Raw genomic sequence first — 20,930 nt, 5'->3', positions numbered from 1 at the left:
CCGTCAGCCAGTTATTCTCCGCTGAATAGCGGGCTCAGGGCAGCGGCCTTCTCGGCCGCGCCCTTCAGTCCTACGAACTCCAGCCAGTTGCCCAGCATCTGGTAACCCTGTTCGGTCAGCACCGACTCCGGATGGTACTGCAGGCCCCACAGCGGCGCTTCGCGGTGCGCCAAGCCCATGATGACTCCACCGGCGGTTGCCGCAATGATCTCCAGCTCAGCCGGGATGCTCTCGCGTACCGCTGCCAGGGAATGGTAGCGCGTTGCGGTGAACGGGTTGGCTACCTGGTTGAAGACCGGGTGGTTCTCGTGGTTGACCAGCGAGGTCTTCCCGTGCATCAGCTCTTCCGCGTGCGTGACCGTTCCGCCATAGGCCTCGGCGAGCGCCTGGTGCCCGAGGCAGACGCCGAGCATCGGCTTGCGCTGCGCTCCGCACCACTTGATCAGATCGATGCTGACGCCAGCTCCTGCAGGCTCTCCGGGCCCTGGGGAAATCAGCACGCCGTCGTAGTCTGCGGCCAGCTTGGTCGCTTCCTCAACGCTCAGATCGTCGTTGCGGTAAACGGCGGTTTCCGCGCCCAGCTCCTGCAAGTAGCCTACGAGGGTGTACACAAAGCTGTCGTAATTGTCGATCACAAGGATCTTGGTGCTGCTCACGGTGTGCTCTGGCCAATCGTTGAATCGGTAAATGGGCTGATGTACTGGTTCAGCCATGGGAAAACGTACATCATCAGTAATAGCACGATCGCGGCAATGAGAATCAATGCTTCAAGAATACGAAGCCACAAAGGGCCGGGCAGGTTTCTGAATATCCAGGCGTACATTTCTTCTCCTAGCTCGTTGCGTCAATGACCATGTCGCGGATTTCCTTCGGCGGTCCCGCGTCCAGGGGGCGCCAGTCGGTGAGTTCCGAGTAAGCGATCATGCGTTGCTGGGTCGAGTACTTCGGATGGCAGGTGGTCATGGTCAGGATCGACTTCGTTGGCTCCACTCCCCACTGGTGCGGGGTGGGCAACAGGACATCTCCGTTGGAGGGAGCCACAATCTCGGTGGCGTACCAGGTATAGGTGTAATACCCTTCGGCGGTCTGCAGATAGATCTTGTCGCCATCCTGCAGCTTGTCGATGTCCCAGAAGACCTGGCCATGGGTCTGGCGGTGGGCCGCGACAGCGAAGTTGCCCAGCTCCCCCGGCTGCTGCGTGGTCGGATAATGCCCGATGCCGAGGTTGTCGATCACGTGGTCTTCCACACCGTAGGTCACCGGGTGGTGCGAACCGTTAGCGCCGAAGCGCGGGAAGTACATGATGCCGAAGGTTTCTCCGGGAACCAATTCCGTGACCGGAGCCGGACCGTAGTCCTTCTCCTCTTCTTCTTCCTCATTGATTTCCGGCACCTTCACGTCGCCGAGTTCCTGCACGAGATTTGCGGTGACTTCCTTCTGGGCCTGTGCCGAGTCGATGTTCGTCCACCACAGTTCCCACACCACGTAGAGCATCAGCAGGATGCCAAGGGTAATCAGCAGCTCACCAAAGAACCCGGCGATACGGTTCCCTGCCGACGGTTGTCGACGCTGCATGCGACGACCCTGCGCTGTGGCGGTTCGGTTCACGGCGGTCTGGCTCCTTAGGCAAAAGAAATGCGCGAATCAGGTCAACTAACGTGGGCCGATGCTGGCCAAAACCCAGAGTTCCAGCGGGTAACGGCTAGTATTGAAGCTACGTAGGAATGCACTAAGCAGTTCTCAGCATTCTTGCACCCAAGCCTACCGGGAAGACCTGAAGGTCACCCACATTTACTACATTAAGCAGATGAAGCCGAGGGAGCATTCGAGTGCCGGAGTCAAAGCCACGACGCAAGAAGAATTCACAGCCGCAGGAGACGCGCCAGAACTCCCATGCCATCGATAAGCCGATGCCGGGCTGGTACAAGCCAGTCATGTTCGGACTGATGCTTCTGGGCCTGCTGTGGATCATCGTTTATTACGTTTCGCAGACCCTGTACCCGATTCCGAATATCGGCGGATGGAACATCGTCGTCGGCTTCGGAATCGCCATGGTCGGATTCTTCATGACAACAGGCTGGAAATAGGCCTATCGCCGGTCCCCTTGATGAGAGGGACCGGCGAAGCTGTTTAATGGCGGCCGTTGCTATTAGTGGCTGACGGCTTTCAATCCGATGATGCAGCCGACGAGGCCGAGAATGAAGACCATCTTCAGTACGCTGAAGGCTTCCTGCCCGGTGGCCATCGAGTAGATGACGGCAAGCGAGGCGCCGATGCCCACCCAAACGGCGTACGCGGTGCCCACGGGGATCTCTTTCATCGCGTAGGCCAGTCCGCCCATGGAGATAACCAGCCCAACGAAGAAGACGATGGTCGGAACGAGTTTCGAGAAACCCTCGCTCATGCCAAGAGCGACGGCCCATACGGCTTCAAACAGTCCGGAAACGATCAAAACAATCCAATGCATGCCAGATACTTTCTGGCCGTCTTGTCGCGTTCCGGGTACGGCTCCCTCGTCCGGGTCCAAGCAGTTATTGCTGGTGACCACCTCAGGCTAGCAAATGCAGGTCATGCTGTCTTGCGGCTGTGACCAATATGCCACCTATCCGCCTGAGGATTGGCGAATCCACCGCCCAGCGCTGAAAATACAGTGGCACATCGATAAACCATTGCTCGTTGAGCACCTGCAGCCCCTTGGCTTTCTGCAGCTGCGGCTCCGGTACCATCCCCCATCCCATCCCTGCTTCGATGGCCGCAACAAATTGCACGGAGTCCGGTACATGGTGGATCTGTCCCGCCGGGCGCGCCTTGGCTCCGGCAGCCCGCTCGAGCATGAGGTGCTGCAAAGGATCCTCGCGATCAAAGACCACCATAGGGGTGCGAATCAGTTCATCCGCGCTCCCGGTGGGTACATGGCGTTGGGCCACCGTAGCTTTAGCTGCCGCGCGGTAGCGCATTGCCCCCAGCTTCTCGCTGATGCATCCCTGGATGTTCTCTTCAGAATTCGTGACCACTGCACTGACACGGCCTGTCCGAAGCAGCTCCAGTCCCCTGTTTTCATCCGTTCGCACAATTTCGCAGGAAAGGTCCTCAAATTTGGCGAGCTCGGAGAATACCGGACCGAACCATGTGGAAAGCGAATCCGCGTTGACTCCGATCGCGATCTGGACTGGTTTCTCCGAGGCGATCTCGTTTGAGAACTCTGCACTGAGCAAGGACATCTGACGCGCATAGCGCAGTACTTTGGTTCCTTGCTCGGTGGCAGCAACCGGTCGACTGCGAACTAGCAGAATTGCCCCCAAACGATTCTCCAGCGCTTTGATGCGCTGGCTGACCGCCGAGGCGGTAATCCCCAGATCAATTGAGGCATCATCGAAACTTCCCGCATCCACAACTGCCAGCAGGGTTTCAAGTTGTTCCACATCCATATTCACATAAGGAACTCTAATGTAGATTCAGGAACTTAAGTTCGACGCAGTTTAAGGATTCTCTTACAGTTTTTACATGTTCTCTGGACCCTTGTTCTTCGGCTTCACCACGGGCTTGTCCCTCATCATCGCCATTGGTGCGCAAAACGCTTTCGTCTTGCGCCAAGGAATACGGAAAGAACATGTTTTCATCACTGCGCTGGTGTGTTCGTTGTCAGACGCAGTATTGATTGCCGCCGGCGCCAGTGGCATGGGAGCACTGGTCGAGCGAGCGCCTTGGCTATTGATGATTGCGCGAATTGGCGGTTTCATCTTCTTGGCAAGCTACGCGATTTTCGCTTTCCGTCGGGCGTTGAAGCCCGAAGCGCTGAAGGTCTCTGCACTGCCTGGCGCAACATCGGTCGCTTCAATCGTCGGAACGACTTTGGCCCTCACCTGGCTGAACCCGCATGTGTATATCGATACGGTTCTGCTTCTGGGGTCAATGGCCACTTCCCAAGCCGCGGGCGCACCTCACTTCGCCATTGGTGCCATCCTTGCCAGCTTTACCTGGTTCTTCGCACTCGCCTATGGCGCGCGGTTCCTGGCCCCGCTCTTCGCAAAGCCGAAAGCGTGGCAAGTACTGGATATAGCCATCGGTTTCGTCATGCTCATCTTCGCGAGCATGCTGATCCTTCCAGTCTTCACCAAGTAATCCACAGGCTAGAACTTTTATCCACAGTCTTTGTGCACAACTTTAATGAACAGTTGTTCACAAAGTTATCCACAGCTGGGGAAAAATGGGGGATATTGAGTGGATTTCTTCAAGGCTACCAAGTCAAGTGCGCTTCCAAGGCGTGAAATCACATGCTTGTAAGTTATTAACACTGTGGATTTCCATTGTGGATAAGGCTTGGGTTCGCCATTTGCGCCGCGATTTGCCAGATTCGTTTAAACTTTCGAACCCAAAGTTATTAACAGACTTGGGGTTCGTATATGCACTATCTACAGGGGTTGTTTAAAAGTTATCCACAGTTGGGGACAAGGCTGTGAGTATTGCGTGCTTGAAGGCGAATACCCTTGATATCAAGGGGGAGCAGAGCTGTTAATAACCTTTATGCGCAGAGAGTTACACGCTTGTAAGTTATTAACAGTGTGGATAAGCGGTGTGGATAAACGGTTCGTCGTTTTTTCGAATTACCCCAAGGGCCACTTCACAGCTTCGGTGGAAATGTAGACCGCGGCTAGCAACGCAATCGATAGAGCAGTGAGCAAAAGTATCTGCGTTCGCGCACGTTGTGGATTACTTCTCGGGATAAGCACGATGCAGCAGGCTCCGAGAATACCCAAAATCGCGCCGCCCAGGTGTCCCTGCCACGAGATACCGGAAATCACGAAGCCCAGAGCCACATTCAAGGCAAGGATGATTCCCATGGAGCGAAGTGCCTGCTTATTGGATCGGAACACGACGAAAGTCGCGAGGAATAGTCCCGCCAATGCGCCTGAAGCTCCGAGCGTGGCGCTGAGCGGATCGCTCAGCAGGAGAACTCCCAGTGAGCCGCCAAAGGCACTGAGCAGGTATAGCCAAGTGAAGCGCAGCCGCCCCATTCGCGGCTCGAGCATGGTCCCGAAGATGTAGACACCGTACATGTTCATGGCCAGGTGCAGGAAGGAACTCGTGGAGTGGGCAAAGGCGCTGGTTATCAGGCGCCATGGCTCATAGGCAGCCAGAGCGGGGGCGAGTACAAGCTGATTAGTGAATCCGGGGATGATCCACTGCAGCAGATACACCAGCACGTTCAGGCCGATGAACGTGTACGTGACAACAGGGGCGCCGGAGCGGGCCCGGCCACCGAACTGGGTTTTCTGCTGTGGCAGGTTCTTATTGGCTTGCGCTACGCAGTCCACACAGTGCACACCCACGGGTGCAGAGACCTGGCACTGCGGGCAGATCGAGCGCCCACAGCGGTTGCACGAAACATAGGACACCGTCTGCGGATGCCGAAAGCACGTAGGAGCAGCTTGGCCCTCTGGGGAAACCTGTCCGAAGGACATCGGTACCTGCCTTGCGTTGGGGGAGTAAGGATTAAATGCCCGAGGCCCCGGCAATGCCTGCTAGGAATCGCCGGAGCCTCGTGGTGGTGCGCCTGTGCTGTTACAGGGTCTCGATGTCGACCGAGTTGATGACGACGTCTTCCAGTGGCTTGTCACGGCCATCGGTAGCAACGGCGTTCAATGCGTCAACGACCTTGCGGGAATCTGCATCGACAACTTCACCGAAGATGGTGTGCTTGCCCTGCAGCCAGGTGGTAGGAACGGTGGTGATGAAGAACTGCGAACCGTTGGTTCCACGACCCATACGGATACCCGCATTGGCCATAGCCAGCTTGTAAGGCTCGTTGAAGTTCAGTTCTGGGTGGATTTCATCATCGAACTGGTAGCCTGGGCCGCCGAAGCCCTGGCCCAGTGGGTCGCCACCCTGAATCATGAAATCGGAAATGATGCGGTGGAAGATGGTTCCGCTGTACAGCGGGGTGTTGGACTTCTTGTCACCGGATTCTGGGTGTACCCACTCCTGCTCACCGGTCGACAGGCCAACGAAGTTCTTTACGGTCTTCGGTGCGTGGTTGCCGAAGAGCTCGACAACGATATCGCCCAAAGTAGTGTGAATCGTGGCTTTATGAGTTGCGTTTGCGGTCATGCCCTCATTCTTCCATGATCTATGCTCGACCCGCTAAATACTGACGTACGCGTTGAGTGAAAATTTGGATGACTTTCAGGCTGCTGGTCCGCTTATGCTGGCTACTTGGCATGGAACTGCCTAGTCTTGAACTGTCGGTTAGTGTGAATTTCTTCGGATCGGGAGCAATGCATGAGCAAGAAGAGCAAAGCAGGAAAAGTACTAGCCGTTGGCTTGATTGCGGGACTTGTCGCGGTGCTGGTTGCTGTGTGGAAAGCCTCGAAGCCTATTGAGGATCCATGGGAGAACGAGCCGCTTCCTGCACATCCGCACCAGCCTGCTGAATCAAGGGAAGCAAGCGTGGAAGAAATCCGCGAAATCCTCGAAGATGACAAGTAATCCTGGCTAGGCTTCAACTTTTGGTTGGGCTTGCCCTCGGATCACGAGGGCAAGCCCTACGAGTATCACCGCCAACCCGGCATAGGTAGCGATAGAAACTACCTGGCCTAAGAACAATGCCGCCAGGATTGCTGCTCCAGGGATCTCAAGCAGAATCAGCGTCGACACCGTCAGCGGACCGAGCACGCTGAGCAAGTGATTCATGGCGGTATGGCCGAAGATCTGGGCGCAAAGCGTCAGCAGAATGATCCCTATCCATCCTCGAGCGTCAAAACCCCAGATAGGGGTCCCAGTCACGAGGCACAGGATCAATAGCACGACGGCGGTAAACGCATAGCAGCTCGAGGCATATGTTGCAGTTCCCAAGGTCCTTCGTGCCACGGATCCGGCCAGCGTGTATACCGCGGCCAAGATGCCGCCGGCCAAGGCCAGCAGATCGCCAATGATGGCGTCCCGCCCCAGTCCCATATCGAAACCCGTGATGATGATGGCACCAAGCAGCGCAACGCCCATGCCAAGGAAAACCTGGGTCCGGTATTTGGTGCCGCGCAGAACCTGGTAAATCGCGATCCAGACACCTTGGATGCACACCAGCGCAGTACCGGCAGCCACACTGGTCAGCCGCATCGAATACATGAAGCATACGAAATGCAATGCAAGAGCCACGCCGGCAATCCCGGTGAAGAACCATTCCCGCCCGGTCATCTGCAGATAGGCTTTTGAATTTTTGCGCAGCGCCGGTGCGCTGAGCACAGCCGCGGCAGCGCCATTGCGCCAGAAGGCCATGGAGAGAACCGGGACACCCGGGAAGGCGGCGATTATGGGGCCGGATGCCGAAATACCGAGGATTCCGACCAGTGCAAGCAAGATGGTCACCAACCCAGATTACAGTTTCCGAACGCAGGGGCTTCATTCATATGCCGAAGCCGGCGAAACCGGCGATTCCGTGGAAGAGTCAAAATATGCACAGTTCGGCATATGAACTGCAAAACGCCATGTTTTCTGTCTATTTTACCGCTTTTCTCCGCCAGTATGCAGCGATCAATGCGCCGGACAAGTTATGCCAAACAGAGAATACGGCACCCGGCAGCGCCGCCTCCGGCGAGAAGTATTGCTTCGCCAGCCCTCCGGCAAGACCCGAGTTCTGCATGCCGACTTCGATGGCAATCGTGCGCCGGGAATCCTCGGGAACCCGCAGGAGGATGCCGATGGCATATCCCAATGCCAGGCCCAGTGCATTATGCAAGACTACCGCCACCAAGACCAGCAGCCCGGCCGTCACGATTGTCCGCGCGCTGCCCGCGACGATGACCGTCACCACGAATGTAATGGCCAGCACCGACAGCCATGGCAGCGCACCGCTGACCTTGTCCACGAACCGATTGAACAGCATGCGCAGGAAGATGCCCAGCACCACCGGGATCAAGACGATCTGGACAACACTGATTGCCATGGATCCCGCATCGACCGGCATGTACTGGCCAGCGAGCCACAAGGCCAGCGCTGGAGTCAGCAAAGGTGCGAGCAAGGTCGACACCGAAGTCATGGCGACGGACAGAGCAACATTGCCGCGAGCCAAGTACGAAACCACGTTGGAAGCCGTGCCTCCGGGCGCGCAGCCAACCAGAATCAGGCCGGCTGCCAATGCCGGTTCAAGTTGCAGCATCGTGGCTACCAGCCAGCCCATCGAAGGCATGATGATGAACTGCGCTGCGACACCGCCCAATACCGGCAAGGGATTCCTGAACACCAACGCGAAATCCGGCATGGTCAAGGTCAGCCCCATGCAGAACATGATCACCATCAGCAGCGGATTGATCCAACTGGAAAGTCCCAAGAACGCTTGGGGCATGAGCATTCCGCATAATCCGCCGAGCAATATCAGCACAGGGAAGAGCAGTACCGCAATGCGGGAGTTTCTTTCGGTTTCTTTGGCGTTCGCCTCGACGGTGAAAGGGCTGGGCTGTTCATTTGGCACCTAGGTAGTCTGCCACTAATGAGGTGCCGCCACAACGAGACAACTGAAGTTAATCCTTTGCCCTAGCCATATTAACTTGGGTGTCACTGGCAATCCTCATGCTGGAGACGTGAAGGTAGCAATTGTCGCTGAATCGTTCCTTCCCCATTTCAATGGGGTGACCAACTCAATCCTCAAGACCTTGGACCACCTGAGACAGACGGGCCATGAAGCCGTCGTCATCACCCCCGCAGGCTCGCTGACAGGGGAGTTGTCGGGCCACGGCGTGCCAAAGCTCTACCAGGGCTTCAAGATCCTCACGGTTCCTTCCATGCCGTTGGCCAGCTATCCGGAGGTGCGGGTCGCTACTACCAGCGTTAGCCGGCTTCGCAAATTGCTGGCTCGAGAGAGAGCAGATGTCGTTCATCTGGCTAGCCCGTTCATCCTGGGCTGGCAGGCGCTGCGCGCCGCACAAGACCTGGACTTGCCCACGGTGGCGCTGTATCAGACCGAGGTTCCAAGCTACGCGGCACGCTATAAGATGCCATGGCTTACCCAAAGGCTCTGGGAGCACGTCAGAGCGATCCACACCGGTGCGGACCTGACGCTGGTGCCAAGTACGTTTTCCTACCAGCAGCTCGAATCCCTGGGCGTCCAGCGCCTGGCCATTTCAGGCAGGGGAGTCGATACAGCCCAGTTCACGCCACGACGGCGCAGCGAGCACTTCAGACAGGCGGTCGCCCCGAATGACGAGGTGGTCATTGGCTATGTCGGCCGGCTGGCGGCAGAGAAGCAGGTTGCCGACCTGCAGGCCTTGGCGGACCTTGAGAATACCCGCCTGGTGATTGTCGGTTCCGGCCCGCTCGAGGACGAACTGCGCAGCCTGCTCCCCAATGCCCACTTCACCGGTTTCCTTTCAGGGGAGCGCTTGGGCGAGGTCATGGCCTCGATGGACATTTTCGTCCATCCCGGAGCCTCGGAGACCTTCTGCCAGACCATTCAGGAAGCGATGGCCTGCGGCGTGCCTGTGGTAGCCGTAGGACGTGGGGGACCGCTGGATCTGGTGGATTCCTCGCGCACCGGTTGGCTCTACCAGCCGGGGAATCTTGATGAACTGCGCAGCCGCGTCAGCGACTTGGCGTACGACGATGCAAAACGCCTGGCTTTTGCCAGCGCCGCGCTGAGCAGTGTCCAGGATCGTTCTTGGCACGGCATTGGCCAGCAGCTGCTTGGGCACTATGAGCAGGTCCGGATGGCCAGGATCCGGCACTAGCTGGACAGATAAGTCTTTCAGATGCGCAAAAGGCGGAAAGCGACAGCTTTCCGCCTTTCGGCAAATGTGGAGCCTAGGAGAATCGAACTCCTGACATTCTGCTTGCAAAGCAGACGCTCTACCAACTGAGCTAAGGCCCCGTATTCAATTCTGAAGCTTCCGCCCCGTGATCAATTCAGCTGAACCAATCAAAAAGAATTAGCGGAAAGTTTTCACTTTCCGCCACTTTCTTTTGTGGAGCCTAGGAGAATCGAACTCCTGACATTCTGCTTGCAAAGCAGACGCTCTACCAACTGAGCTAAGGCCCCAAAAGCTTTAGGAAACTTTATCGGCTACCTGATGCCAGGTTTCCTTTGTTTCCGACGAAACCTTCGCCTTCTTGACCAAGACTACTGCAGCAGTCGCGATCGATGCGAGAACCAGGAACTTTTTCATTGCTTCCTCTTTCCCTCCAGCAAGGTTTCCGTGGGCGTACCAAGACTTGAACTTGGGACCTCTTCGTTATCAGCGAAGCGCTCTAACCGCCTGAGCTATACGCCCTTGCTTTTGTTTTGTTCCCTTCGGAACGAAATAAAACTTTACCGGTGTTCCCCGAAAGATACAAATCGAGCCCGGGTGTCATGCATCACAGCACGAATCCCGGGCTCGACAAGGGGTGTTCCTAGTCGTCGGTGAGGGTAACCCCGGCGCCGCCGACCAGCGAAGCTGCAATGTTGTACAGCACCGCGCCAAGCATGGAGACCACGGAAATCACCACAACGTTCACCACGGCGATGATTGTCGCGTAGGAAGCCACCTGGCCCAGCGACATGGTGTCGCGCAGGTCAAAGTTTCCGTCGGCGCCGATGGCGTCGCGCATCAGCTGGTTGAACGAATCAAAGGTTCCGGTCAAGTCCAGTACGGCCCAGATGCCTACGGCTGCAACCACGGTGATCACGCCAAAGGCGACCGAGAGCAGGAAGGCCAGCTTAAGTACCGAGAAGGGTTCCACCTTGGATACCAGCAGGCGGGCCTTGCGGACCTTGGCCTTGGGGGCTGGGCGAACCAGGCGTTCCTGGCCATTGGCTGGACGCTGCTGGCCGGTTGGGCGCTGGCCTGCAGGGCGCTGCGGCGATCCCGCCGGGCGCTGGCCTGCTGGACGCGACTGTCCTGCCGCTGGTCGTGCACCGGCGCTAGCCGGGCGGGAGCCTGTACCGGTCGGAGCCGGACGCTTTACCTGGGTAGGTCGCGGCGCTGCGCTCTTCGGGGCACCGCCGCTGGGGCGTGGCGTCGAGGGCGTGCTCATGCGTTACCTCCGTTAGTGTTGTCTTCGTTTTCGGCGCCGGAATCAATTTCTGGCGCAGCCGATGACTCGTCGATCGTGTTTTCTGCGTCCAACGTTACGGCATTTTCCTCCGAGTTCTCCTCGAGCCCGGTCTCAGAGTTCTTGGCAACGGCGAGGATGCGGTCCTTCTTGTCCGGCTTGGCGAAGATGACGCCCATCGTGTCGCGGCCCTTGGAAGGAACCTGCGAAACTGCGGAGCGGACCACCTTGCCCGAGCCCATCACCACCAAGACCTCATCGGTCTCGTCAACGATCAGCGCGCCAACCAGCTCGCCGCGTTCCTCATTGAGCTTGGCCACCTTAATGCCCAAGCCACCACGGGATTGCACGCGGTATTCCTCGACCGTTGTGCGCTTTGCGTAGCCTTCGTTGGTCACGGTGAACACGAAGGATCCCTCGCGGACCACGTCCGCTGCCAGCAGCTCATCCCCGTCGCGGAACTTCATGCCGGTGACGCCGCTGGTGGCGCGGCCCATTGGGCGCAGGGCGGTATCGGTGGCGGTGAAGCGGACCGACTGGCCCAGGCGTGAGACGAGCATCACATCGTCAGATTCGCTGACCAGCTGCGCGGAGACCAGTTCATCGCCGTCGCGCAGGTTGATCGCGATGACGCCGGCGGTGCGGTTGGTGTCGTAGTCCTCCAGTCGGGTCTTCTTCACCAGGCCGTTGCGGGTGGCCAGCATCAGGTAGGCGGCATCCTGGTAGGTGCGCAGATCCAGCACCTGGGCGATGTGCTCATCGGGCTGGAAGGCCATCACATTGGCCACGTGCTGGCCTTTGGCGTCGCGGCCGGCTTCGGCCAGCTCGTAGCACTTGGTGCGGTAGACCCGGCCGTGGTTGGTGAAGAACAGCAGCCAGTTGTGGGTCGAGGTGACGAAGAAGTGCTCCACCACGTCGTCCCCGCGCAGGTTCGCGCCCTTGATGCCCTTGCCGCCGCGGGCCTGCGAGCGGTAGTTGTCGATGCGGGTGCGCTTGACGTAGCCGCCGCGGGTGATGGTGACGACCATTTCCTCTTCCGGGATCAGGTCTTCGACGCTCATGTCGCCGTCGTAGCCCATCAGCACCTTGGTGCGGCGGTCGTCGCCGTGCTTGTCGACAATTTCCTGCAGCTCTTCGGAGACGATCTCGCGCTGGCGGGCTGGGGAAGCGATGATTGCCTGGAATTCGGCGATCATGCGCTCGAGCTCGGCGTGGCGGTCCTGGATCTTCTGGCGCTCTAGAGCGGCCAGGCGGCGCAGCTGCATGTCCAGGATGGCGCGGGCCTGATCCTCGTCGATGCTCAGCAGTTCCATCAGGCCATCGCGGGCGGCCTCGGTGGTGGCCGAGCGGCGAATCAGCGCGATGACCTCGTCCAGGGCGTCCAGTGCCTTGAGCAGGCCACGCAGGATGTGGGCTTCTTCTTCGGCCTTCTTCAAGCGGTATTCGGTGCGTCGGACGATCACTTCGATCTGGTGGGTGACCCAGTGGCGGATGAATCCGTCCAGCGGCAGGGTGCGCGGCACGCCGTCGACGATCGCCAGCATGTTGGCGGAGAAGTTCGACTGCAGCTCGGTGTGCTTGTACAGGTTGTTCAGCACCACCTTGGCCACGGCGTCGCGCTTGAGCACGATGACCAGGCGCTGGCCGGTGCGGCCGGAGGTCTCATCGCGCATGTCGGCGATGCCGGAAATCTTGCCGTCACGCACCAGCTCGGCGATCTTCACCGCGAGGTTGTCCGGGTTGGCCATGTACGGCAGCTCGGTAACCACCAGGCAGGTGCGTCCCTGGATTTCCTCGACGTTGACCACGGCGCGCATGGTGATCGAGCCGCGGCCGGTGCGGTAGGCGTCGGCGATGCCCTTGGTGCCCAGGATCATCGCGCCGGACGGGAAGTCCGGGCCCTTCACGCGCAGCATCAGCTCGGCGAGCAGCTCTTCGCGGGAGACGTCAGGGTTCTTCAGGTACCACTGCACGCCCTCGGCGACCTCGCGCAGGTTGTGCGGCGGGATGTTGGTGGCCATGCCCACGGCGATGCCGGAGGAGCCGTTGACCAGCAGGTTCGGGAAGCGGGCCGGCAGGACCGTGGGTTCCTGGTTCTTGCCGTCGTAGTTGTCCTGGAAATCAACGGTGTTCTCGTTGATATCGCGGACCATTTCCATGGCCAGCGGGGCCATCTTGGTTTCGGTGTAACGCTGGGCGGCGGCGCCGTCGTTGCCCGGCGAGCCGAAGTTGCCCTGGCCCAGGGCCAGCGGATAGCGCATGACCCAGTCCTGGATCAGGCGCACCAGCGCATCGTAGATCGCGGTGTCGCCGTGCGGGTGGTACTGGCCCATGACTTCGCCGACCACGCGGGCGCACTTGTTGTAGGCGCGCTCCGGGCGGTAGCCGCCGTCGTACATCGCGTAGAGCACGCGGCGGTGCACCGGCTTCAGTCCGTCGCGCACATCCGGCAGCGCACGGCCGACGATGACTGCCATGGCGTAGTCGAGGTAGGACCGCTGCATTTCGGTCTGCAGGTCGATCTGGTCGATGCGGCCGCCGTCGTGGACCGCATCGATGATCTCGCCGTCCATTGGCGCGTCCTGTGGGGTTTGCTCGTCGCTCAATTTCTTCCCTTACAAGTCAAAAAGTCTTCGGTGGATATCTGTGGTGGCTGCGGCCGGCTAGATATCCAGGAAGCGCACGTCCTTGGCGTTCTGCTGGATGAAGTTTCGCCGGGACTCGACATCCTCGCCCATCAGCACGGAGAAGACTTCGTCGGCGGCTGCCGCGTCGTCCATGGTGACCTGGCGCAGCGTGCGGTGCTCCGGATCCATGGTGGTGTCCCACAGTTCCGAATAGTCCATCTCGCCCAGGCCCTTGTAGCGCTGGATGCCGTTGTCCTTTGGCAGGCGCTTATTGGCGGCCTGGCCGGCGAGCAGCGCGTCGTCGCGTTCCTTGTCGGAGAAGACGTAGTCGTGGGCGGCGTTGGACCACTTGATGCGGTACAGCGGAGGAGCCGCCAGGTAGACGTAGCCGTGCTCGATCAGCGGACGCATGAAGCGGAAGATCAGGGTCAGCAGCAACGTGGTGATGTGCTGGCCGTCCACGTCGGCGTCGGCCATCAGCACGATCTTGTGGTAGCGCAGCTTGGCCATGTCGAATTCTTCGCCGATGCCGGTGCCGAAGGCGGTGATCATCGCCTGCACTTCGGCGTTGCCCAGCGCGCGGTCCAGGCGGGCGCGCTCCACGTTCAGGATCTTGCCGCGCAGCGGCAGGATGGCCTGGGTGTGCGGGTCGCGGCCGCGCTTGGCGGAGCCGCCTGCGGAGTCGCCCTCCACGATGAACACTTCGCACTCGGAAGGGTTCTTTGAGGAGCAGTCCGAGAGCTTGCCCGGCATGCCGAACGATTCCATCGGGGACTTGCGGCGGGCGTTGTCGCGGGCCTTGCGGGCGGCCAGGCGCGCCTGCGACGCCAGCTGGGCCTTGCGGATGATGTCGCGGGCCACGTTCGGGTTGCGCTCGAACCAGTCGCCCAGCTCCTCGTTGACCACTCCCTGGACGAAGCCGCGGGCGATCGAGTTGCCCAGCTTGGTCTTGGTCTGGCCTTCGAACTGGGGCTCGGAGAGCTTGACCGAGATGACTGCGGTCAACCCTTCGCGGGCATCTTCGCCGGTGAGGTTGTCATCCTTCTCGCGCAGGATCTTGTTATCGCGCGCGTAGCGGTTGAGCAGGCCGGTCAGCGCGGCGCGGAAGCCCTCTTCGTGGGTGCCGCCTTCATGGGTGTTGATGGTGTTCGCGTAGGTGTGCACGGATTCGGCGTAGGCGCTGGTCCACTGCATCGCGATTTCCAGGCTGATGCCTCGAGCTGCATCTTCGGATTCGAAGGCGATAACCTCGTCGTGGACCAGCTCGATCTTCTTCGCCGCGTTCAGGTGCTTGACGTAGTCCAGCAGGCCGTCCTTGTACAGGTAGTCCACGGTGCGCGGCTTGACTACCTGGTTCTCGATTTCCTCTTCGACTTCGGCCTCAGGCTCTTCGATCTCCTGGACGCGCTCGTCGGTGAGGGTGATGCGCAGGCCCTTGTTCAGGAAGGCCATCTGCTGGAAGCGGGCGCGCAACGTCTCGAAATCGAATTCGGTGGTCTCGAAGATTTCCGGATCCGGGTAGAAGGTCTGGCTGGTGCCGGTCAGCTCGGTTTCCTCGCCCTTGGTCAGCTCCTGGACGGTGTGGCCGCCGTTGGCGAAACCGATGCGCCATGCGTGGCCCTGGCGGCGCACGATGGTGTTGACCTTCTCGGACAGCGCGTTCACCACGGAGATGCCCACGCCGTGCAGGCCGCCGGAGACCGCGTAGCCGCCGCCGCCGAATTTGCCGCCGGCATGCAGGATGGTCATGACGACCTCGACGGTTGGCTTGCCCTCGGTGGGGTGGATGTCTACCGGAATGCCGCGGCCGTTGTCCTCGCAGCGTACGCCGCCATCGGCCTGCAGCGTGACGTTGATGGTGTCGCAGTAGCCTGCCAGCGCCTCATCGACGGAGTTGTCGACGACTTCGTAGACCAAGTGGTGCAGGCCTCGCGGGCCGGTGGAACCGATGTACATGCCCGGGCGTTTGCGTACCGCTTCGAGTCCTTCGAGGACGGTAATATCCTGGGCGCCATATGTGTGTTCGACTTTGGAAGTCATCGATTCCGCGGGAACCTGGCTTTCAGCCGGTTCCTGCGGTGAAGCATTTTCGGTAGACACGGGTGCTACGAACTCCTCGAATTTAGCGCGCGATGGCCCTCTGCGACGGATTCTGCGCGTCGGGCAATCATGGTCTGGAGGGACTCCGGCGCGGGCCTTGCCCGCAACGGAGTCAATTCACTACCTCTAATTCTACCGCGTAGACCAAAATAAACGGTGACTTTGAGGCCTAAATCGCCCACCAAAAGCTGGTAATTGACGTTCTGAGGCAGTTGCGGCGATCAAGTGAGGGGGGATCCAGCCTCCGGGTCCGTGAGTGCGCCATATGCCATGCCAGCAATTTCTATCCGTAGGTGTCGCGCGGCCCCCGGCCGGCCACCGAACGCATGCCGTGGCGCCAGGAGGGAGCGTTGGGACCCAGCACCTTGAGCACGGTGACGATCCCGGGCCCCAGCTCGGCATCGAATTTCTTCAGGATGTCGTGGGTGAGCAGGCGCATCTGTGCTGCTCGCGCTGTCGTATCGCAGCGCATCACCACCACGGTGTCCTCGAAGGATTCAGGTTTGCAGTGCTTCGCGTTCTCCACGCCGATGATGTCCTCCCAGCGTCCGAGCACCGAGCCCACAGCGACCTGGGTGTTCCAGCCGCGCGACTTGGACAGCCGGGAGACCACTTCGCCAATGGCGCGCGGGTCGCGAACCGCTCCCTCGGCAGATTCCGGCCTTTCCTCGGCGAATCCGCGGCGGGCGGCCTTGCGCTTGCGCGCCCTTTCCATGCGGGCGGCATCGATGCGCCGCTCGCCGCGTTCCTCGGCGAGCTTGCGCATGCGGTTGAGCAGCGCCTTGGCCGCATCGATCTCTGGATCGAAGCGGTGTTCATCTCGTTCCGATGGCTCATGCATCGACAACCTGGCCAGGTGAAACCTGGAAGAAATGTCCCTTCAGCGCTTCGGGGACATCTTCCACAACGGCGGCGGTCACCAGCACCTGCTCGGCTCCGGCAACGATGTGCGCCAAGCGATCACGGCGGGTGGTGTCGAGCTCGGCAAAGACATCATCCAGGATCAGGATGGGGCCTGATCCAGGACGCGGATCGTCATCGCCGAAAACACGGTAGGCGGCCAGGCGCAAGGCCAAGGCAAAGGACCAGGTTTCCCCGTGCGAGGCATAGCCCTTGGCAGGAGTTGGACCCAGGATCAGGGTCAGATCGTCGCGGTGCGGTCCGAACAGCGAAATTCCGCGGTCGACTTCACGGCTGCGATTCGCTTCGATGGCGTTCAGCAGCAGTTCCTGGATCTCTTCTTGCTCCAGGGACTCAAGATCATCCGCTGGCAGGCTGTTCTCGTCGAGTTCGCCCTCGAGCGAGGAACGGTAGATGGCGCGCGCTTCCTTGGCGCCATCTGCCAGATCTGCGTAGGCGGCCTGCATGTACGGGCGGATCAAGGCCAAGACGTCCAGGCGTCCGCGCATCAGCCGAGCGCCGGCCAATGCCAGTTGCAGATCCCAGGCCTTGAGCGTGTTCTCCTGCGAGGGGCTCAGGGTGGACTTGCCGCGAATGGACTTGAGCAGGGCATTGCGCTGCTTCACGATGCGCTCGTAGTCGTTCTTGGTGCCGGCCTCCACCGGGCGCAGGGTTACCAGAAGCTCGTCCAGGAACTTGCGGCGGTTGGACGGATCGCCCTTGATGAGAGCCAAGTCCTCGGGGGCGAAGAGTACAGTGCGCACCATGCCAAGGATCTCCCGTGCGCGAACCGGGTTAGCCCGGTTGATGCGCGCCCGGTTGATCTTGCCGCTGGTGATCTCGACCTCGAGCACCGTGGTCTGCGGGCCATGATGCAGAGTGCCCCGGATCAGCGCGCGCTCGGAACCGAAATTCAGCAGGGGCGCGTCATTGCTGACTCGATGCGACGAAAGATTGGCCAGATAGCCGATGGACTCAACGATATTGGTCTTGCCGACCCCGTTGGGGCCGATCAAGACGTTGATCCCCGGGGCTAGGTGCACGTCGGCCTGCGCATACGAGCGGAAGCTCGTGAGTGAAAGCTGCGATATATACACCGGGGTCCTGACAGAAACGAGGTGGCTGATGGCCGGAGCCATCGACCACGAATTGGCTTAGTTCGAGTTTGGCAATCGAACCGGCATCACGAGGTAGCGATACTGGTCCTGGTCTTCCTCATCCAGCTTCTTCTGTCCGGTCAGCATGGCCGGCTTCGGAGCACTGGTGAAGGAGAAGCGCACGAAATCGGTGTTGAAGGAGTTCAGGCCCTCGGACAGGAAAGTCGGGTTGAAGGCAACCACGATGTCTTCGCCGCGAAGCGAGGCAACGATGGCTTCTTCAGCCTGCGCGTCTTCGCCGGTGCCAGCATCCAAGGTCAGCTGGCCATCGGTGAAGGCCATGCGAACTGGGGTATTGCGTTCGGCGACTACCGATACGCGGCGTACAGCCTCCATCAGCTCGCTGGTGCGGACGGTTGCATGAATTGGCGTATCGCTCGGGAACAGCGAGCGGATCTTCGGGTATTCGCCGTTGATCAGCAGCGAGGTGGTCCGGCGGTTGGAGCTTTCGAAGCCAACCATCTCACCGTTCTCGCTCATGGCAAGCTTCAGTTCGCCGGAGCTCGAGAGAGTCTTGGCAACTTCGCTGAGCGTCTTCGCCTTGATCAGGAAGGACGTCGAGATTTCTGCCTGGATCGGGGTCCAGTTGAGTTCACGCAGAGCCAGACGGTAGCGGTCCGTGGCCAAGAAGGTGATCAGATCATTTTCGATCTCAACCTTGATGCCGGTGAGTACCGGCAAGGTGTCGTCCTTGGAAGCGGCGACAATAACCTGCGAAACAGCTTCGGAGAATGCCTGGCCATCGATGGTGCCGGCGATAGCTGGGAGTTCAGGCAGGGTTGGGTATTCGTCTACTGGCATGGTGGCCAAGTGGAATCGTGAACGGCCGCAGGTCAGCGAGATTTTCGAGCCATCGGTTTCCAGGGTGACGGTGGAGTTGGGCAGAGAGCGGGTAATTTCTGCCAAGAGCTTGCCGGATACCAGGATCGAGCCCTGCTCGGAAATATCTGCAGGGATCTCGATATGCGAGGAAATCTCATAGTCGAATCCCTCGAGGCGAACAAGGCCTTCGTGGGTCGTGATGAGGATGCCTGCCAAAACAGGTGATGGTGGTCGCTGCGCCAGGGACCGGGCAGTCCAGGATACGGCGTCCGCCAATACATCCTTTTCAACGCTGAACTTCACGAAAAATCCGCCTTTCGGAACCCATAAGTCTTAAGTCAGGCCAAGAAGGTAGTTCCCTTGCCAAGTTCTTAAGCATAGAGCAGGTAGTTGCACGTTCTATCCATCTAATCTTGCCACGCCCTGATAGCGCAACGTCAGCTCAGTGAACGAAGTGTGGACGATGCAACAAAAAATCTGTTCTGCACAAGTTTTGGCTCGAGGGTGAACAGTGGACTCGTTATTTGGAGGATTAAGGATTTAAAGGAGAAGTGTTAATAACCCTTGTGGATACTGTGGATAAGGCCCATTACCCTAGATCTTCCGGCAATTGTGCATGTGAACAATCTGTGGTTGAACGTGAGACTCGGTTTCATCAACTTGTTGATACTCAGTTTCACGATTTTTAACATCCACATGGTTCGTGAACTTATCCGCAATCCTTCACCAGATCATCCACAGTTTTATCCACACCTGTGATTTCTCTGCTTCAGTGCTCCCGCTGGCTCTGCTTAATTCTGTTTGTCAGCTCGGTGACCTGATTGAATATCGCTCGACGCTCAGCCATCAGTTCGCGGATCTTGCGATCGGCATGAATTACGGTGGTGTGGTCGCGGCCGCCCAGTTCTGCACCAATCTTCGGCAATGACATGTCGGTCAGCTCACGCAGCAAGTACATGGCGATCTGGCGTGCGGTGACCAAAGTACGAGTACGGGATTTGCTGTTCAGCTCATCAATGCTCAGCCCGAAGTACTCGGCGGTCTGCTTGATGATGGTCGACGGCGTAATTTCTTGTGCGCCGTCTTCGCTGATCAAGTCCTTGAGCACGGTTTCGGCCAAGGCCAGGTCCACCGGCTGGTTATTCAGCGACGCGAAAGCGGTGACGCGGATCAGCGCACCTTCGAGCTCGCGGATGTTCGTGGAAATGCGTGAAGCGATGTACTCCATGACGTCGCTTGGCGCCGAAAGGTTCTCGGCGTCCGCCTTCTTACGCAGAATTGCGATACGGGTCTCGAGCTCTGGCGGCTGGATATCGGTCAGCAGGCCCCACTCGAAGCGCGAACGCATGCGATCTTCGAAGCCCTGCAGCTGCTTGGGAGGCAGATCCGAGGTGATGACCACCTGCTTGTTGTGGTTATGCAGCGCATTGAAGGTGTGGAAGAACTCTTCCTGGGTAGCATCCTTGTTGGCCAAGAACTGGATGTCGTCGATGAGCAGAATATCGACGTTGCGGTACGTCTGCTTGAAGCTTGCACCCTCGTCGTCGCGGATCGAGTTGATGAAATCGTTGGTGAACTCTTCAGAATTCACGTAGCGCACGCGGATGCCTTTGTAGAGATGGCGTGCGTAGTGCCCGATGGCGTGCAGCAGGTGGGTCTTGCCCAGACCGGAATCGCCGTAGATGAACAGCGGGTTGTAGGCCTTGGCCGGCGCTTCGGCAACAGCGACGGCTGCCGCATGGGCAAAGCGGTTCGACGAACCGATCACGAAGGTATCGAAGATGTACTTCGGGTTCAGGCGGCCGAACTCCTGAGAGTTCGATGGCGGAGTCGGCTGCGGTGCCGGCTGCGGGCGAGGACCAGGAGTCTCGACAACCGCCGGAGCGGACGGCGCAGCAGGCTTGGCCTCAGGCTCCTCTTCTTCCAGCTCATCCGACAGCGAGAGATCAACGCTGACGGCGCAGCGGATATCATCCTGGAATACTTCCCGCAATGCGTCACCCAGCGGCTCGCGCAACTGGGTCTGCAGAATATCTCGCGTGAGGTCATTGGGCACCGCAACCAAGAGCGTGGTGCCGATGAGACCTTGCGGTTTAGCCAGCGATACGAAGGCGCGGTAACGCGCCTTGACCCGGTCATCATCTTCGATCTTCCGGATGACTTGGCGCCAAGAGCTACCAATGCTATTGGTCTCGTCGCTGCTCACTAAGGGCGCCCCGCTTCCGTTCGAATGCAATCTTGGTCACAAGAATCCCGTTCCCAGGCTTCCTAAACGTCGTTTTTTGGACCACGTCTGCATTGATTC

At 59.2% G+C, this 20,930-nt stretch carries 21 protein-coding genes, 3 tRNA genes and 1 riboswitch; of the genes, 4 read left to right on the top strand and 20 right to left on the bottom strand.

Annotation, left to right across the window (positions count from 1 at the left end):
* Positions 1-11: 11 nt before the first annotated feature.
* From F0M17_RS00110 to F0M17_RS00105, 3 genes are read right to left on the bottom strand one after another with little or no spacing between them, the layout of a single operon-like run.
* Positions 12-656, bottom strand: a complete 645-nt coding sequence (locus F0M17_RS00110) for an aminodeoxychorismate/anthranilate synthase component II (RefSeq protein ID WP_038992716.1) — start codon at positions 654-656, stop codon at positions 12-14.
* Positions 653-823 carry a hypothetical protein gene (locus F0M17_RS17330; protein WP_038992718.1) on the bottom strand — a complete coding sequence of 57 codons (171 nt, stop codon included), beginning with the start codon at positions 821-823 and terminating at the stop codon, positions 653-655. The genes F0M17_RS00110 and F0M17_RS17330 overlap by 4 nt, the downstream gene beginning before the upstream one ends.
* 8 nt (positions 824-831) lie before the next feature.
* A complete protein-coding gene (locus tag F0M17_RS00105; protein ID WP_038992720.1) occupies positions 832-1,608 on the bottom strand; it encodes a class E sortase in 777 nt (258 codons plus the stop codon).
* A gap of 221 nt (positions 1,609-1,829) precedes the next feature.
* Here F0M17_RS00105 and F0M17_RS00100 point away from each other — a divergent pair, with 221 nt between their 5' ends.
* A complete protein-coding gene (locus F0M17_RS00100; protein WP_038992721.1) occupies positions 1,830-2,087 on the top strand; it encodes a cell division protein CrgA in 258 nt (85 codons plus the stop codon).
* Between the two features lie 62 nt (positions 2,088-2,149).
* Here F0M17_RS00100 and F0M17_RS00095 read toward each other — a convergent pair whose 3' ends face one another.
* Together F0M17_RS00095 and F0M17_RS00090 are read right to left on the bottom strand one after the other, a co-directional pair.
* Positions 2,150-2,467: a multidrug efflux SMR transporter gene (locus F0M17_RS00095; RefSeq protein WP_038992722.1), complete on the bottom strand. Its 318-nt coding sequence runs from the start codon at positions 2,465-2,467 to the stop codon at positions 2,150-2,152.
* A gap of 11 nt (positions 2,468-2,478) precedes the next feature.
* Positions 2,479-2,546, bottom strand: a riboswitch (guanidine-III (ykkC-III) riboswitch).
* 3 nt (positions 2,547-2,549) lie between these two features.
* Positions 2,550-3,422, bottom strand: a complete 873-nt coding sequence (locus F0M17_RS00090; RefSeq protein WP_210416674.1) for an ArgP/LysG family DNA-binding transcriptional regulator — start codon at positions 3,420-3,422, stop codon at positions 2,550-2,552.
* A 97-nt stretch (positions 3,423-3,519) separates the two neighbouring features.
* On the opposite strand from F0M17_RS00090, the gene F0M17_RS00085 reads away from it, so the two are divergent.
* Positions 3,520-4,122, top strand: coding sequence for a LysE family transporter (locus F0M17_RS00085; RefSeq protein ID WP_038992724.1), 603 nt, complete (start codon positions 3,520-3,522; stop codon positions 4,120-4,122).
* 482 nt (positions 4,123-4,604) lie between these two features.
* On the opposite strand, the gene F0M17_RS00080 is transcribed toward F0M17_RS00085, so the two are convergent.
* Positions 4,605-5,315 (bottom strand): rhomboid family intramembrane serine protease, encoded by a 711-nt coding sequence (locus tag F0M17_RS00080; protein WP_052253938.1) that lies wholly within the window; start codon positions 5,313-5,315, stop codon positions 4,605-4,607.
* Between the two features lie 247 nt (positions 5,316-5,562).
* Positions 5,563-6,108, bottom strand: coding sequence for a peptidylprolyl isomerase (locus F0M17_RS00075; protein WP_038992728.1), 546 nt, complete (start codon positions 6,106-6,108; stop codon positions 5,563-5,565).
* A 171-nt stretch (positions 6,109-6,279) separates the two neighbouring features.
* Between F0M17_RS00075 and F0M17_RS00070 the strand changes: the two genes are divergently transcribed.
* Complete coding sequence (locus F0M17_RS00070) at positions 6,280-6,486, top strand: hypothetical protein (protein ID WP_149596070.1); 207 nt, start codon at positions 6,280-6,282, stop codon at positions 6,484-6,486.
* Between the two features lie 6 nt (positions 6,487-6,492).
* Here the strand turns inward: F0M17_RS00070 and F0M17_RS00065 are convergent, their stop codons facing one another.
* Both F0M17_RS00065 and F0M17_RS00060 read right to left on the bottom strand, forming a co-directional pair.
* Entirely contained in the window at positions 6,493-7,362 is an 870-nt protein-coding gene (locus F0M17_RS00065) for a DMT family transporter (RefSeq protein WP_066142748.1), read from the bottom strand.
* Between the two features lie 130 nt (positions 7,363-7,492).
* Positions 7,493-8,464 carry a bile acid:sodium symporter family protein gene (locus F0M17_RS00060; protein WP_149596069.1) on the bottom strand — a complete coding sequence of 324 codons (972 nt, stop codon included), beginning with the start codon at positions 8,462-8,464 and terminating at the stop codon, positions 7,493-7,495.
* Positions 8,465-8,573: 109 nt separating this feature from the next.
* On the opposite strand from F0M17_RS00060, the gene F0M17_RS00055 reads away from it, so the two are divergent.
* Positions 8,574-9,716 carry a glycosyltransferase family 1 protein gene (locus F0M17_RS00055; protein ID WP_168201909.1) on the top strand — a complete coding sequence of 381 codons (1,143 nt, stop codon included), beginning with the start codon at positions 8,574-8,576 and terminating at the stop codon, positions 9,714-9,716.
* A 67-nt stretch (positions 9,717-9,783) separates the two neighbouring features.
* Here F0M17_RS00055 and F0M17_RS00050 read toward each other — a convergent pair.
* The 11 genes from F0M17_RS00050 to dnaA form a co-directional block, all read right to left on the bottom strand.
* A tRNA-Ala gene (locus F0M17_RS00050) sits at positions 9,784-9,856 on the bottom strand.
* A 95-nt stretch (positions 9,857-9,951) separates the two neighbouring features.
* A tRNA-Ala gene (locus F0M17_RS00045) sits at positions 9,952-10,024 on the bottom strand.
* A 7-nt stretch (positions 10,025-10,031) separates the two neighbouring features.
* Positions 10,032-10,151: a DLW-39 family protein gene (locus F0M17_RS17800; RefSeq protein ID WP_210416673.1), complete on the bottom strand. Its 120-nt coding sequence runs from the start codon at positions 10,149-10,151 to the stop codon at positions 10,032-10,034.
* Between the two features lie 31 nt (positions 10,152-10,182).
* A tRNA-Ile gene (locus tag F0M17_RS00040) sits at positions 10,183-10,256 on the bottom strand.
* 121 nt (positions 10,257-10,377) lie between these two features.
* Positions 10,378-11,001, bottom strand: a complete 624-nt coding sequence (locus F0M17_RS00035) for a DUF3566 domain-containing protein (RefSeq protein ID WP_038992733.1) — start codon at positions 10,999-11,001, stop codon at positions 10,378-10,380.
* Complete coding sequence (gene gyrA / locus F0M17_RS00030) at positions 10,998-13,625, bottom strand: DNA gyrase subunit A (RefSeq protein ID WP_149596067.1); 2,628 nt, start codon at positions 13,623-13,625, stop codon at positions 10,998-11,000. The genes F0M17_RS00035 and gyrA overlap by 4 nt, the downstream gene beginning before the upstream one ends.
* Before the next feature lie 57 nt (positions 13,626-13,682).
* A complete protein-coding gene (gene gyrB / locus F0M17_RS00025) occupies positions 13,683-15,686 on the bottom strand; it encodes a DNA topoisomerase (ATP-hydrolyzing) subunit B (protein ID WP_210416711.1) in 2,004 nt (667 codons plus the stop codon).
* 343 nt (positions 15,687-16,029) lie between these two features.
* Positions 16,030-16,587, bottom strand: a complete 558-nt coding sequence (locus F0M17_RS00020) for a DUF721 domain-containing protein (RefSeq protein WP_073707185.1) — start codon at positions 16,585-16,587, stop codon at positions 16,030-16,032.
* Positions 16,580-17,743, bottom strand: a complete 1,164-nt coding sequence (gene recF / locus F0M17_RS00015) for a DNA replication/repair protein RecF (RefSeq protein ID WP_149596066.1) — start codon at positions 17,741-17,743, stop codon at positions 16,580-16,582. The genes F0M17_RS00020 and recF overlap by 8 nt, the downstream gene beginning before the upstream one ends.
* Positions 17,744-17,800: 57 nt before the next feature.
* Positions 17,801-18,928: a DNA polymerase III subunit beta gene (gene dnaN / locus F0M17_RS00010; RefSeq protein WP_038992738.1), complete on the bottom strand. Its 1,128-nt coding sequence runs from the start codon at positions 18,926-18,928 to the stop codon at positions 17,801-17,803.
* Positions 18,929-19,394: 466 nt separating this feature from the next.
* A complete protein-coding gene (dnaA, locus tag F0M17_RS00005) occupies positions 19,395-20,831 on the bottom strand; it encodes a chromosomal replication initiator protein DnaA (protein ID WP_149596065.1) in 1,437 nt (478 codons plus the stop codon).
* Between the last annotated feature and the right edge of the window lie 99 nt (positions 20,832-20,930).

The sequence above is a fragment of the Glutamicibacter sp. ZJUTW genome, assembly GCF_008370855.1.
Lineage (GTDB): Bacteria > Actinomycetota > Actinomycetes > Actinomycetales > Micrococcaceae > Glutamicibacter > Glutamicibacter nicotianae.
This window is presented reverse-complemented; position numbering and strand designations above follow the sequence as displayed.

What these genes read in the sequence shown, in the direction of transcription:
- F0M17_RS00020 (WP_073707185.1), bottom strand. Translation starts at nt 16,587, where the DNA reads ATGCATGAGCCATCGGAACGAGATGAACACCGCTTCGATCCAGAGATC.
- F0M17_RS00035 (WP_038992733.1), bottom strand. Translation starts at nt 11,001, where the DNA reads ATGAGCACGCCCTCGACGCCACGCCCCAGCGGCGGTGCCCCGAAGAGC.
- F0M17_RS00070 (WP_149596070.1), top strand. Translation starts at nt 6,280, where the DNA reads ATGAGCAAGAAGAGCAAAGCAGGAAAAGTACTAGCCGTTGGCTTGATT.
- F0M17_RS17330 (WP_038992718.1), bottom strand. Translation starts at nt 823, where the DNA reads ATGTACGCCTGGATATTCAGAAACCTGCCCGGCCCTTTGTGGCTTCGT.
- F0M17_RS00075 (WP_038992728.1), bottom strand. Translation starts at nt 6,108, where the DNA reads ATGACCGCAAACGCAACTCATAAAGCCACGATTCACACTACTTTGGGC.
- F0M17_RS00095 (WP_038992722.1), bottom strand. Translation starts at nt 2,467, where the DNA reads ATGCATTGGATTGTTTTGATCGTTTCCGGACTGTTTGAAGCCGTATGG.
- gyrB (WP_210416711.1), bottom strand. Translation starts at nt 15,686, where the DNA reads ATGACTTCCAAAGTCGAACACACATATGGCGCCCAGGATATTACCGTC.
- F0M17_RS17800 (WP_210416673.1), bottom strand. Translation starts at nt 10,151, where the DNA reads ATGAAAAAGTTCCTGGTTCTCGCATCGATCGCGACTGCTGCAGTAGTC.